Origin of the sequence: Bacillus sp. FSL K6-1366 (assembly GCF_037976695.1) — a bacterium.
Taxonomy (GTDB): Bacteria; Bacillota; Bacilli; order Bacillales; family Bacillaceae; genus Bacillus; species Bacillus subtilis.
The window spans coordinates 2,542,561-2,555,829 of the sequence record NZ_CP150268.1; the positions used below are offsets into that span (position 1 = coordinate 2,542,561).

Annotated in this window: 12 protein-coding genes; 7 read left to right on the plus strand and 5 right to left on the minus strand. The window is 45.5% G+C overall.

Annotation, left to right across the window (positions count from 1 at the left end; genetic code table 11):
- Positions 1–52: 52 nt before the first annotated feature.
- The 6 genes from cah to putR all read left to right on the plus strand — a co-directional run bounded on the left by cah (position 53) and on the right by putR (position 7,473).
- Positions 53–1,009, plus strand: a complete 957-nt coding sequence (gene cah, locus MHI44_RS13410) for a cephalosporin C deacetylase (protein ID WP_049140234.1) — start codon at positions 53–55, stop codon at positions 1,007–1,009.
- Between the two features lie 83 nt (positions 1,010–1,092).
- Positions 1,093–1,875 carry a nucleotidyltransferase domain-containing protein gene (locus tag MHI44_RS13415; RefSeq protein ID WP_129092922.1) on the plus strand — a complete coding sequence of 261 codons (783 nt, stop codon included), beginning with the start codon at positions 1,093–1,095 and terminating at the stop codon, positions 1,873–1,875.
- Positions 1,876–2,064: 189 nt separating this feature from the next.
- Positions 2,065–2,976, plus strand: coding sequence for a proline dehydrogenase PutB (putB, locus tag MHI44_RS13420; protein ID WP_003246421.1), 912 nt, complete (start codon positions 2,065–2,067; stop codon positions 2,974–2,976).
- A gap of 16 nt (positions 2,977–2,992) precedes the next feature.
- Positions 2,993–4,540 carry an L-glutamate gamma-semialdehyde dehydrogenase gene (pruA, locus tag MHI44_RS13425; protein ID WP_003234655.1) on the plus strand — a complete coding sequence of 516 codons (1,548 nt, stop codon included), beginning with the start codon at positions 2,993–2,995 and terminating at the stop codon, positions 4,538–4,540.
- Positions 4,541–4,663: 123 nt separating this feature from the next.
- Positions 4,664–6,085, plus strand: coding sequence for a sodium/proline symporter PutP (gene putP / locus MHI44_RS13430; RefSeq protein WP_010886399.1), 1,422 nt, complete (start codon positions 4,664–4,666; stop codon positions 6,083–6,085).
- Positions 6,086–6,237: 152 nt separating this feature from the next.
- A complete protein-coding gene (gene putR, locus MHI44_RS13435; RefSeq protein ID WP_003234651.1) occupies positions 6,238–7,473 on the plus strand; it encodes a proline utilization transcriptional regulator PutR in 1,236 nt (411 codons plus the stop codon).
- A 36-nt stretch (positions 7,474–7,509) separates the two neighbouring features.
- Here the strand turns inward: putR and MHI44_RS13440 are convergent, their stop codons facing one another.
- The 3 genes from MHI44_RS13440 to MHI44_RS13450 form a co-directional block, all read right to left on the minus strand.
- On the minus strand, positions 7,510–8,373 hold the full coding sequence (locus MHI44_RS13440) for a TIGR03943 family protein (RefSeq protein WP_339202123.1): 864 nt from the start codon (positions 8,371–8,373) through the stop codon (positions 7,510–7,512).
- Positions 8,374–8,377: 4 nt separating this feature from the next.
- Positions 8,378–9,259, minus strand: coding sequence for a permease (locus MHI44_RS13445; protein WP_339203555.1), 882 nt, complete (start codon positions 9,257–9,259; stop codon positions 8,378–8,380).
- A 99-nt stretch (positions 9,260–9,358) separates the two neighbouring features.
- Positions 9,359–10,213, minus strand: coding sequence for an alpha/beta hydrolase (locus tag MHI44_RS13450; protein WP_076458386.1), 855 nt, complete (start codon positions 10,211–10,213; stop codon positions 9,359–9,361).
- Positions 10,214–10,373: 160 nt separating this feature from the next.
- On the opposite strand from MHI44_RS13450, the gene ffoR reads away from it, so the two are divergent.
- The gene (gene ffoR, locus MHI44_RS13455; RefSeq protein ID WP_144527514.1) at positions 10,374–11,384 is read left to right on the plus strand and encodes a ferredoxin--NADP(+) reductase; all 1,011 of its coding nucleotides are present in this window, start codon (positions 10,374–10,376) and stop codon (positions 11,382–11,384) included.
- A 31-nt stretch (positions 11,385–11,415) separates the two neighbouring features.
- On the opposite strand, the gene cobA is transcribed toward ffoR, so the two are convergent.
- Entirely contained in the window at positions 11,416–12,867 is a 1,452-nt protein-coding gene (cobA, locus tag MHI44_RS13460) for a uroporphyrinogen-III C-methyltransferase (protein WP_339202124.1), read from the minus strand.
- A gap of 60 nt (positions 12,868–12,927) precedes the next feature.
- A complete protein-coding gene (gene nirD / locus MHI44_RS13465; protein WP_014475751.1) occupies positions 12,928–13,248 on the minus strand; it encodes a nitrite reductase small subunit NirD in 321 nt (106 codons plus the stop codon).
- Positions 13,249–13,269: the final 21 nt, after the last annotated feature.

Below are 13,269 nucleotides of genomic sequence, written 5' to 3' on the forward strand. Positions count from 1 at the left end.
GTAGTATAGGAATACAAACTAAATCTTATAAAACAAAGGGGAATAATCGGAAATGCAACTATTCGATCTGCCGCTCGACCAATTGCAAACATATAAGCCTGAAAAAACAGCACCGAAAGATTTTTCTGAGTTTTGGAAATTGTCTTTGGAGGAACTTGCAAAAGTCCAAGCAGAACCTGATCTACAGCCGGTTGACTATCCTGCTGACGGAGTAAAAGTGTACCGTCTCACATATAAAAGCTTCGGAAACGCCCGCATTACCGGATGGTACGCGGTGCCTGACAAGCAAGGCCCGCATCCGGCGATCGTGAAATATCATGGCTACAATGCAAGCTATGATGGTGAGATTCATGAAATGGTAAACTGGGCACTCCATGGCTACGCCACATTCGGCATGCTTGTCCGCGGCCAGCAGAGCAGCGAGGATACGAGTATTTCACCGCACGGTCACGCTTTGGGCTGGATGACGAAAGGAATTCTTGATAAAGATACATACTATTACCGCGGTGTTTATTTGGACGCCGTCCGCGCGCTTGAGGTCATCAGCAGCTTCGACGAGGTTGACGAAACAAGGATCGGTGTGACAGGAGGAAGCCAAGGCGGAGGTTTAACCATTGCCGCAGCAGCGCTGTCAGACATTCCAAAAGCCGCGGTTGCCGATTATCCTTATTTAAGCAACTTCGAACGGGCCATTGATGTGGCGCTTGAACAGCCGTACCTTGAAATCAATTCCTTCTTCAGAAGAAATGGCAGCCCGGAAACAGAAGTGCAGGCGATGAAGACACTTTCATATTTCGATATTATGAATCTCGCTGACCGAGTGAAGGTGCCTGTCCTGATGTCAATCGGCCTGATTGACAAGGTCACGCCGCCGTCCACCGTGTTTGCCGCCTACAATCATTTGGAAACAGAGAAAGAGCTGAAGGTGTACCGCTACTTCGGACATGAGTATATCCCTGCTTTTCAAACGGAAAAACTTGCTTTCTTTAAGCAGCATCTTAAAGGCTGATAAATGTGAAAAGCCGCCGCATATCATCAGGCGGTTTTTTTCTGCAAACTGCCGGAATGAGAACAGACTGGAGACGAATAGATATGAAACAAAGAATCATTGATGAATTAAAACGGATCGAGCAGTCATATGGAGTCAAAATCGTGTATGCCGTCGAGTCAGGAAGCCGCGCATGGGGATTTCCGTCGCAGGATAGTGATTACGACGTCCGCTTTATTTATGTGCCGAAAAAGGAGTGGTATTTTTCAATTGAGCAGGAGCGTGATGTCATTGAGGAACCGATTCACGATTTGTTGGATATCAGCGGCTGGGAGCTGAGAAAAACGCTTCGGCTTTTCAAAAAGTCAAACCCTCCGCTCCTCGAATGGCTGTCCTCAGACATTGTGTATTACGAAGCATTTACGACCGCAGAGCAGTTAAGAAAACTGCGCACGGAGGCATTTAAGCCTGAAGCAAGCGTGTATCACTATATCAATATGGCGAGAAGGAACGTCAAGGATTATCTACAAGGACAAGAGGTCAAAATTAAAAAGTACTTCTACGTTCTTCGGCCTATTTTGGCCTGCCAATGGATTGAAAAGCACGGAACCATACCGCCAATGGACTTTACTGTTTTGATGAATGAACTTGTTGCTGAACCCGAGCTGAAGGCTGAAATGGAAACTTTGCTTGAACGGAAAAGAAGAGGGGAAGAGCTTGACCTCGAAGCAAGAATCAATGTTATTCACCAATTCATTGAAACGGAAATCGAAAGAATCATGGAAGAGGCAAAAGAACTGAAGGCAGAGAAAAAAGATATGACACCTGAATTGAACCGTTTGCTTTTGAATACGGTTGAAGAAGTGTGGAAGGATGGAGGAAGCTGATGTTTTTTGTCGCTTCCTTTTCTCCTTTATTCGACAGAATCCCCCCCGACTTTCTAACTATCTGATTGTGGCAAACCCACAAAAATAATCAGAATCTTTGTATTTTGAGAATATTGTGAACGTCGGTTTTGTCCATTTACAATAAACTCATACAAATACTTCTTAGATTGCGGGGTGTTGAGGTTGGAAGTGATCACAAGAGATTTTTTCTTATTTTTATCCAAAAGCGGCTTTCTCAATAAAATGGCGAGGAACTGGGGAAGTCGGGTAGCAGCGGGTAAAATTATCGGCGGGAATGACTTTAACAGTTCAATCCCGACCATTCGACAGCTTAACAGCCAAGGCTTGTCAGTTACTGTCGATCATTTAGGCGAGTTTGTGAACAGCGCCGAGGTCGCACGGGAGCGTACGGAAGAGTGCATTCAAACCATTGCGACCATCGCGGATCAGGAGCTGAACTCACACGTTTCTTTAAAAATGACGTCTTTAGGTTTGGATATAGATATGGATTTGGTGTATGAAAATATGACAAAAATCCTTCAGACGGCCGAGAAACATAAAATCATGGTCACCATTGACATGGAGGACGAAGTCAGATGCCAGAAAACGCTTGATATTTTCAAAGATTTCAGAAAGAAATACGAGCATGTGAGCACAGTGCTGCAAGCCTATCTGTACCGGACGGAAAAAGACATTGACGATTTGGATTCTTTAAACCCGTTCCTTCGCCTTGTAAAAGGAGCTTATAAAGAATCAGAAAAAGTAGCTTTCCCGGAGAAAAGCGATGTCGATGAAAATTACAAAAAAATCATCCGAAAGCAGCTCTTAAACGGTCACTATACAGCGATTGCCACACATGACGACAAAATGATCGACTTTACAAAGCAGCTTGCCAAGGAACATGGCATTGCCAATGACAAGTTTGAATTTCAGATGCTGTACGGCATGCGGTCGCAAACCCAGCTCAGCCTCGTAAAAGAAGGTTATAACATGAGAGTCTACCTGCCATACGGCGAGGATTGGTACGGCTACTTTATGAGACGCCTTGCAGAACGTCCGTCAAACATTGCATTTGCTTTCAAAGGAATGACAAAGAAGTAAAAAAGGAGAGATTATCATGACAACACCTTACAAACACGAGCCATTCACAAATTTCCAAGATCAAAACAACGTGGAAGCGTTTAAAAAAGCGCTTGCGACAGTAAGCGAATATTTAGGAAAAGACTATCCGCTTGTCATTAACGGCGAGAGAGTGGAAACGGAAGCGAAAATCGTTTCAATCAACCCAGCTGATAAAGAAGAAGTCGTCGGCCGAGTGTCAAAAGCGTCTCAAGAGCACGCTGAGCAAGCGATTCAAGCGGCTGCAAAAGCATTTGAAGAGTGGAGATATACGTCTCCTGAAGAGAGAGCGGCTGTCCTGTTCCGCGCTGCTGCCAAAGTCCGCAGAAGAAAACATGAATTCTCAGCTTTGCTTGTGAAAGAAGCAGGAAAGCCTTGGAACGAGGCGGATGCCGATACGGCTGAAGCGATTGACTTCATGGAGTATTATGCACGCCAAATGATCGAACTGGCAAAAGGCAAACCGGTCAACAGCCGTGAAGGCGAGAAAAACCAATATGTATACACGCCGACTGGAGTGACAGTCGTTATCCCGCCTTGGAACTTCTTGTTTGCGATCATGGCAGGCACAACAGTGGCGCCGATCGTTACTGGAAACACAGTGGTTCTGAAACCTGCGAGTGCTACACCTGTTATTGCAGCAAAATTTGTTGAGGTGCTTGAAGAGTCCGGATTGCCAAAAGGCGTAGTCAACTTTGTTCCGGGAAGCGGAGCGGAAGTAGGCGACTATCTTGTTGACCATCCGAAAACAAGCCTTATCACATTTACGGGATCAAGAGAAGTTGGTACGAGAATTTTCGAACGCGCGGCGAAGGTTCAGCCGGGCCAGCAGCATTTAAAGCGTGTCATCGCTGAAATGGGCGGTAAAGATACGGTTGTTGTTGATGAGGATGCGGACATTGAATTAGCGGCTCAATCGATCTTTACTTCAGCATTCGGCTTTGCGGGACAAAAATGCTCTGCAGGTTCACGTGCAGTAGTTCATGAAAAAGTGTATGATCAAGTATTAGAGCGTGTCATTGAAATTACGGAATCAAAAGTAACAGCTAAACCTGACAGTGCAGATGTTTATATGGGACCTGTCATTGACCAAGGTTCTTATGATAAAATTATGAGCTATATTGAGATCGGAAAACAGGAAGGGCGTTTAGTAAGCGGCGGTACTGGTGATGATTCGAAAGGATACTTCATCAAACCGACGATCTTCGCTGACCTTGATCCGAAAGCAAGACTCATGCAGGAAGAAATTTTCGGACCTGTCGTTGCATTTTGTAAAGTGTCAGACTTTGATGAAGCTTTAGAAGTGGCAAACAATACTGAATATGGTTTGACAGGCGCGGTTATCACAAACAACCGCAAGCACATCGAGCGTGCGAAACAGGAATTCCATGTCGGAAACCTATACTTCAACCGCAACTGTACAGGTGCTATCGTCGGCTACCATCCGTTTGGCGGCTTCAAAATGTCGGGAACGGATTCAAAAGCAGGCGGGCCGGATTACTTGGCTCTGCATATGCAAGCAAAAACAATCAGTGAAATGTTCTAAGCGGGACTAAATGGGCATCCTCCCTGCGGGGGTGTCCATTTCATCCATATACTATAAAAAAGAGGAGGAAGTGCCATAGAAAACACACAGCTGATTATTTCGATTTGTATTTATATGGCGGGAATGCTGCTAATCGGCTACTTTGCTTACAAGCGTACGTCGAATCTGACGGATTATATGCTGGGAGGACGCTCTTTGGGTCCGGCAGTAACCGCTCTCAGTGCCGGCGCTGCCGATATGAGCGGCTGGCTGCTAATGGGGCTTCCGGGCGCCATGTTTTCTACTGGTCTGAGCGGCGCTTGGATCGTCATCGGACTTTGCCTTGGAGCGTGGGCGAACTGGCTTTACGTCGCACCACGGCTGAGAACCTATACTGAAAAAGCGGGGAATTCTATTACAATTCCCGGATTCCTGGAAAATCGCTTCGGAGATCAAACAAAGCTTCTCAGACTGTTTTCGGGAATTGTCATTTTAGTCTTTTTCACGTTTTATGTATCGTCCGGAATGGTGTCCGGCGGCGTCTTATTCAACAGCATCTTGGGGATGGATTATCACACCGGCCTGTGGATTGTGACGGGTGTTGTTGTGGCATATACCCTGTTTGGCGGCTTTTTGGCAGTCAGCTGGACAGATTTTGTTCAGGGGATTATTATGTTTGCCGCACTCATTCTTGTGCCGATCGTTACGTTTTTCCACACGGGAGGAGCAGGTGATACAGTTGCTGAAATCCGCTCTGTAGATCCTGATATGTTTAATATTTTCAAAGGAACGAGCGTCCTTGGCATTATTTCTTTGTTTGCCTGGGGGCTGGGATACTTTGGCCAGCCGCATATTATTGTGCGTTTTATGGCGATAACGTCTGTCAAAGAGATCAAAAGAGCGCGCAGAATTGGGATGGGCTGGATGATTTTGTCTGCAGTAGGCGCAGTGCTGACCGGTTTGGGCGGAATCGCTTATTACCATCAGCGCGGCATGACACTGAAGGACCCAGAGACGATTTTTATTCAATTAGGGAATATCTTGTTCCATCCGATTATCACGGGTTTTCTGATTTCAGCGATTTTGGCCGCGATTATGAGTACAATTTCTTCCCAGCTGCTTGTGACATCAAGCTCTCTGGTAGAAGATTTGTATAAGTCGATGTTCAGACGCTCAGCTTCAGATAAAGAACTGGTGTTTTTAGGCCGACTGGCTGTTCTGGCTGTTTCAATTGTCGCGTTGGTTCTGGCTTGGGAGAAAAATAACACCATCCTTGGATTGGTCAGCTACGCGTGGGCGGGCTTCGGTGCATCATTCGGGCCGGTTGTACTGCTCAGTCTGTTTTGGAAACGAATGACCAAATGGGGGGCACTCGCCGGCATGATTGTGGGAGCAGCGACTGTAATCATTTGGGCGAATGCCGGTCTTTCGGACTTTCTGTATGAAATGATACCTGGTTTTGCTGCGAGTCTATTATCCGTCTTTTTTGTCAGCATATTGACGCAGGCTCCGTCACAAGCTGTCACAGACCAGTTCAACGACTACCAAGATACAATGTCACAATAAAGATCGAAAGGAGGAGGAAGGGGCTGTCCCTTTTTCCTCTTTTCTCCTTTTAAGCGGCCATTTTTTTCTTTTGGAAACAAACGTATTTTTTTCTATACAAAAAGACCCCGTATGGATATGATTAAAGTAAAAAAAGTATAGGAGAAAAAGGTATGGAAGAGCTTTTAGAGAGAGTTTTTTCATTTTCAGATGTTGATAAGCTGATTGATTTTATTAGCTATGAGCTGCAAAAGCCAGTGATACTGGAAAGCGCGGATTTCTTTTTGTTAGCCTATAATTCTTACTATATTAACCATTTTGATTCTGCCAACCAGCAGACTATTTTTTCGAAAAAGTGTCCGGTCCAGATTTTTGAGAGGTTTCTGAAGGACGGAATTATTGAAAAATTGAAAACAGAGCCTGAGCCTTTTCGCGTCAATAAAATTGAAAGCATTGGGTTGAACCAGAGGGTGGTCGTGAGTGCAAAGCACAAAGGGGAAGTCATGGGCTACATCTGGATTCAGGAGCTGGACCAAAATCTGACGGATGAAGAGCTCGACTTTTTGTACGAGACCTCCTTCCATGTCGGGAAAATCATTTATAAAACGAATAAATTGAAACAGGAAAAGGAAGAAAAAGCAGAGGATCTCATCAAACGGGCGATCTATCAGCAATTTACCTCTGAGAAGGAACTCAGACGGGAAGCTGAAAGGATCAACACTGTGCTGCCTTCCATGTTTTCAGTTGTTATCCTGCACGCCGCAAATGGGGATGGGGAAGCGGTTGAGGATTTAAAGGAAAATATCAGGTCGTACCTGAATTTACGGGATAAGGTCAGTCATGTCTTAACGATCGAATCAAACATTGTCATCGTCGTAGCGAGTTTTTCCCAAAAAAGCTCCGTCTCCTCAGCAGCTTCTGAGTTTATTAACAAGCTGTTAACACATTTTCACTTTCAAAAAATACCTACCCCTATTTATATCGGTATCGGAAACGAATATAATCACCTATTAAAACTTGGCAAGAGCTACACAGAAGCACTTGAAGTCATCAAAGCCGCAGAAATCACCGGCAATCAGGAAAACATTCCATATGAATATGCCAAACTCGGCATTTACCGCTATTTAGAAAGCATCGAACAGAAAAATGAATTTTTAGAATACGAGAATAAAGATTTAGCTTTATTAAAAGCAAAAGACGAAGAAAGCAGCACTGAGCTGCTCAAAACCTTGGAAATCTATCTCCTCAACAACTGCAAAACAAAACCAGCGGCGGAACAGCTGTTTATTCACCAAAATACATTGAATTACCGCATCAAACAGATTACTGAGATGACGTCGATCGATTTAAGCGATTTCAGAACGCGGTGCCAGCTCTATCTCGATTTGATGCTGATGAAAAAGAAATAAAAAAGAAACCAGTACTTGTACTGGTTTCGTCTTCACTTAAAATCCTCTGTAAACATACGGATCATCAGGTTTTTTAATGGTATTCCAGTCAGTTACTTTGACGACAGGGAGAGTTGACTTGAATGGCTGGTAATATTCTGAGGCCAGAGTGCCCTTAATGTGAATCCATTCATCATCCTTGATGTCCATGTCCTTCGGAAATTCCACAAGCATCCCGTACACGCCGGAATCAGCGATACAGTGAATGATGCCAAACCTTAATACGAACAGCTGATTTTTGTTAATTGCGTTTCCTTTGTAAGCAAATCCATGAAATTCTATCGTCCGTCCGAGAAATTCACCCGGATAGTTATAGATGGTTTCCATTCCTTTTAGGAAATCGTCATCGGTCAGAGAAATCTCTTTTTTGCTGGAATACTTATTAAACAGCTCTTTCATTTGTTTGTCATAGCTGTCTTGCGCGTAATAAAGGCTGGCATCAGGCCGCAAATACTGTGTTTGGGAGTAGTGATCTCCGCTCTCCATCGCCTTAAACGAGAACCCTTTTGTTTTGACTATGGATGAGTCAAGCGTTGCAATCGGGAAGAAGATGCCTGACACCAAAGGAAAAAGAAAAACAACATAAATCAAATAACGCTGATAAAATGGCTTGTTTTGTTCATGGTCATGGTCATGCTCGTGATCATGGCCGCACCCGCAATCATGGTCATGGTGATGCCCGCTTTTTTCAGGCGACTTGATAAATAGATATGCTTGGACGGCGGTCAGAATGGCCAGCAGGAAGATCGCAATAAAGGAAAGATAGGCATATTTCATATTAATATATTTTGTTAGATTTCCTGAGGCATGCAGATGATAAAAGAAAAACGTAAATCCCATCAGCACCAATAGACGAAACATCCAATCACCCCTTTACCAGTAGTGATCCCGCTAAAACAATCACGACAATGTATGCAATCAGCAGGAAAACAAATCGTTTTTTGAAGGCCGCAAGCATCATCAATAGATTCTTAATATCCACCATTGCGCCAAAGACGAGAAAGGCGATTAACGATCCTAATGAAAATGTGCTGCTGAAGGAAGACGCGATGAACGCATCAACTTCTGAACAAAGCGACAGGACAAACGCCAGACCCATCATCACGAGGGAAGAGGATACATCATTCTGCCCGATCGCAAGCAGAGTGGATGTTTTGACATACGTCTGCATAGCGGCTGCGATAAAGGCGCCGATGATTAAATATTTCCCCACGGAGAAAAATTCATCAATGGCATGCCGCAAGGTCCCGCCCAGTTTTTGGAGCAAGGTGCCGTGATGATGATGGTGCCCGGGTTCATCAGGCTTTAAAAGCTGGTTATCCTTAAATTGATAGGATAAAATGACCCCGATGATCAGCGAAACGGCGAGAGCCAGTCCGCCTCTGTAAAAGACAACGCTCCATCTATTCCCGAACGCAATATAAGTAGAAAATAAAACGATAGGATTAATGATAGGCGCGGTCAGCATGAAAGCAACGCCCGCATGCAGAGGAACTCCCTTTAACAGAAGCCGCCTCGTAATCGGGATGATGCCGCATTCGCAGGCGGGAAATAAAACGCCGGCCAGCGCACCGAATAAAACGGCGAGAAAACGGTTTTTCGGCATGATTCTTGCAATCATTTCTTCAGAAACAAACATTTGAATGATTCCGGAAAGTATGACGCCAATCAGAATAAACGGAATGGCTTCTATTAAAATGCTGATAAAAATAGAATTCAGCTGAAGAAAAGATGATTGTGCTGTCACAATAAAACCTCCGCTCATGTTAAGCTGCCTTTCTTATGATACCAGAAAAAAAGGCACTGCTTGTTTGACGGAGGAGGGGAAAGGATCGTTTCACTTTGGTTAGGATTCCAAAAAGCCGAGTAGGATACTGTCTGTTTCTGCAGCTTCTTTTCCGAGCCAAATCAGGTGCCCCCATGAGTGAAGCAAACAGAGAGCAGCGCCACGAATGTGCTCTTTTGCATGATGTGCATGTGACAAGCCAACCAATCCATCATAAACACTTTGCATAATCAGCACGGGACATATGATGGCTTGCAGGTCTTTTAAAGAGACAGCGGCGGTTTGTGACAAGTCAATCAGAAATCCTTCACCCGAGCGCTGCCGGCTGTTCATTTTCCGAAATGCTTCTATGTCTTTTTCATTCATCAAGGACTTGATTCGCTGAAACGGAAGCGTGCTGAATTGGGGGCTCATAGATCGAAACATCAAACGCGGGAAAGCGTTATTCAAAGAAGAAATCAGCTTCCATATCCACTTTTCCACCGGCGGGCGGAAGAGAATTCTCCCCAATTTATATTCAGTGTCTTTTGGGGTGAGCCACTCTTTGGTGACCGCGGATTGCAGGGTCAATGTATTTACTCTTTCCGGATAATGTGAGGCAAAGCATATGCCGCTCGGCCCTCCTGCTGAGATGGCGATCACATGGACACTGTCGATTTGTAAATGATCTAATAATTTCACATAGAAACGGCAGGCGTTGGCAAGACTTTTTCCAATTTCTTTTGACGTTCGTCCATAGCCGGGCCTTGAAGGCGTAATGATGGAATACCCTTGCTCAATCAACGCTGTGTATCCGAATTCCTCGTAACAATTTGAATGCCCGCCATGCATGACAAGGATGGGGGCACCCTTTCCAGCCACTGAATATTCTAGTGTATGTCCTTCGAAGGTGATCGTTTCGACTCGTCTTTTCATCTGTTTCACCCAATTGGTTTTTTCCTATTATAGGGTTTTCAGCAATTGACCACAAGGTGAAGAAATGAATAAACACAGGCTCGTGAAATATGATATACTTTGTATTGATATTCATTCTCAATTAAAACTTTGATATAGATGTGAACGGGAGGCAGGACGGATGGCTGAGAATCAAGAGGTATATGACGTTACGATTATAGGCGGGGGGCCGATTGGGCTGTTTACTGCTTTTTACTGCGGGATGCGGGAGCTGAAAACAAAGGTAATCGAATTTTTGCCGAAGCTCGGAGGGAAGGTGTCTTTATTCTTTCCTGAGAAAATCATTCGCGATATCGGCGGCATACCGGGGATTGCGGGAAAGCAGCTGATCGAGCAGCTGAAGGAGCAGGCGGCAACATTTGATCCTGATATCGTATTGAATCAGCGTGTGACCGGGTTTGAACGCCTGAATGACGGCACCATTGTACTGACGGGTTCTGAAGGGGAAAAGCACTATACAAGAACTGTGATTTTGGCTTGCGGCATGGGTACACTTGAGGTCAATGAGTTTGACAGCGAGGATGCGGCCCGATATGCGGGCAAAAATCTTCATTATGGAGTGGAGAAGCTCGATGCGTTTAAAGGGAAACGCGTGGTGATATCAGGCGGCGGAGATACTGCGGTCGATTGGGCTAATGAGCTTGAACCGATTGCGGCGTCTGTGACTGTCGTTCATCGGCGTGAGGAATTCGGCGGAATGGAAAGCAGCGTGACGAAAATGAAGCAATCATCGGTGCGGGTGCTTACGCCTTATCGGCTGGAGCAGTTGAACGGAGATGAAGAGGGCATCAAAAGCGTGACCGTTTGTCATACTGAGTCTGGCCAGAGGAAAGACATAGAAATTGATGAGCTGATCATTAATCATGGGTTCAAAATTGATCTCGGGCCGATGATGGAGTGGGGGCTGGAGATTGAAGAAGGAAGGGTGAAAGCTGACAGACATATGCGAACGAATCTTCCGGGCGTGTTTGTGGCGGGCGACGCGGCTTTTTATGAAAGCAAGCTGAGATTGATTGCCGGCGGATTTACGGAAGGCCCGACAGCGGTCAACAGTGCCAAGGCTTATCTGGACCCTAAGGCCGAGAATATGGCGATGTATTCCACCCATCATAAAAAATTGGTGCATAAATAAAACAGCCCTTGAGGAAAAGGGCTGCTTGCCATCAGGTGTGAAGGAGTTTTTTCTCTGCATGTTGATTGTGGATGAAAGCTAGCAATTCATCCTGTTCTTGTACGGCTGTGAATCCATAAATGCCGGCAGCTGAGTCATCGCCTATGCAGACGATAGGAGGGCGGCTTGCTGACGGTTCCGGCAAAATGCCAATTTGTTCGCCACCATTGATCAATTGCTGAACGGACAGCTTGTTTGGGCAAATGACCATGTGCAGCGGGGATTCACTGATGGTACGCTGAATCATGTGGGTGAACCGGTCATCTATGACGTTTTCATGAGTGATATAAAACGAACAGGATTCATGCTTTTGCATGTTTTCCACTGCATGGCGGCTCCCGACAACAAGACGTTTCTCTGAATCAGGCTGAATGGCGGTGACAAGAAAGCCCCGTTTCTCAAGCTCTGTCTTTGCTTGCTCAGATGCTGCACTCAGTTTGGCTGTCAGCTGGCGGATGTCGATTTTCTGAGAAGCCAGTGCTCTGAAAAATTCACAAACCGCCCGGCGCGATGTGAAAAAAACGTCTTCAAAGGTGCCAATCTTTCGAAGAATTTCTTCATTGACAGGCATGTTTTCGGTCCGCCATTTCGGCCACTCGATGAGATCGGCGCCGGAATCGCGCAGCTTGTCTGCAAGCGGGTCTTCATCTTCGCCATGAGTCACAACCATCAAATGCCGTCCGATGAGCGGTTTGCTTTCAAACCAGCTGTGTGTTTGAAAGTTGACGATGTCTCCGATGACGATAATCGCAGGGTTTGTAATCTGGTGTTCCTGCACTTTTTGCTGAATGTTCTCAAGTGTTCCTTTCACACTCCGCTGGCGGCCCCACGTTCCCCGTTGGATGACAATGACAGGGACAGAAGGCGATTTCCCGTATGAAATAAGCTGCTGGCAAATATAAGACAAGTTCTTGACACCCATGTAAAAAACAAGGGTTTGAACGCTTCGGGCCAGCCCTTCCCAGTCAAGGTTCGGCGTGCCTTTTAATGATTTATCATGCGCTGTAATCATGGCAAAAGACGATGCAAAATCCCGATGCGTGACGGGGATGCCCGCATATAGCGGCGCTGCAATTCCAGAGGTGATTCCCGGCACCATTTCATAGCGAATGCCGTGCTCATGAAGAGCATCTGCTTCCTCGCCGACTCTGCCGAATACGCTCGGATCTCCGCCCTTCAAGCGAACGACGGTTAACCCATTTAATGCTTTTTCAACCAGCAGGGCGTTAATTTCTTTTTGTTTCATAAAATGGCGGTTTGGCAGTTTTCCGCAATAAATAAACTGGCAGTCCGGTGATGCAAATTCGAGCAGCTTCGGGTTGGCGAGCCGGTCATATAAAATCACATCTGCTTCCTCGAGCGCCTGTTTTCCTTTGATGGTGAGCAGGCCTGGGTCGCCGGGTCCGGCTCCCACGAAATATACGATTCCGTTCTTCATGATCATGTCATCCTTCCGTCACTGTAAAAAATGAAGGACCACTAGAAAAGTGATCCGGTCTTTTGATCAATATACGAGATAAACATGTTCTCCTTCGATCAGCGTTTCATATGTTTTGACACATCCGTGGTCAGGTTCTTGGACGATTCCGTCTTCTAAGGAAATTTTCCAGTCATGCATCGGGCAGAAAACATATTCACCGCTGACGATGCCTTCTGCCAGGACGCCGCCCTTATGCGGACAGCGGTTTTCGATGGCGCGGATGCTTCCGTCTGAAAGCTTGAAAACCGCGAGCTCCTTATCTTCAATATACACTGTTTTGCCTAATTGTTCAGGCAATTCTTCAATTTTTCCGATACATACTTTTGTTACGTCTTTGTTTACCATGTCCATTCCTCCTCAATGATT

Coding starts and splice junctions, on each gene's coding strand:
- cah (WP_049140234.1), top strand. CDS start 53: ATGCAACTATTCGATCTGCCGCTCGACCAATTGCAAACATATAAGCCT.
- MHI44_RS13415 (WP_129092922.1), top strand. CDS start 1,093: ATGAAACAAAGAATCATTGATGAATTAAAACGGATCGAGCAGTCATAT.
- pruA (WP_003234655.1), top strand. CDS start 2,993: ATGACAACACCTTACAAACACGAGCCATTCACAAATTTCCAAGATCAA.
- putP (WP_010886399.1), top strand. CDS start 4,664: ATGCTGCTAATCGGCTACTTTGCTTACAAGCGTACGTCGAATCTGACG.
- putR (WP_003234651.1), top strand. CDS start 6,238: ATGGAAGAGCTTTTAGAGAGAGTTTTTTCATTTTCAGATGTTGATAAG.
- MHI44_RS13440 (WP_339202123.1), bottom strand. CDS start 8,373: ATGTTTCGTCTATTGGTGCTGATGGGATTTACGTTTTTCTTTTATCAT.
- MHI44_RS13450 (WP_076458386.1), bottom strand. CDS start 10,213: ATGAAAAGACGAGTCGAAACGATCACCTTCGAAGGACATACACTAGAA.
- ffoR (WP_144527514.1), top strand. CDS start 10,374: ATGGCTGAGAATCAAGAGGTATATGACGTTACGATTATAGGCGGGGGG.
- cobA (WP_339202124.1), bottom strand. CDS start 12,867: ATGATCATGAAGAACGGAATCGTATATTTCGTGGGAGCCGGACCCGGC.
- nirD (WP_014475751.1), bottom strand. CDS start 13,248: ATGGTAAACAAAGACGTAACAAAAGTATGTATCGGAAAAATTGAAGAA.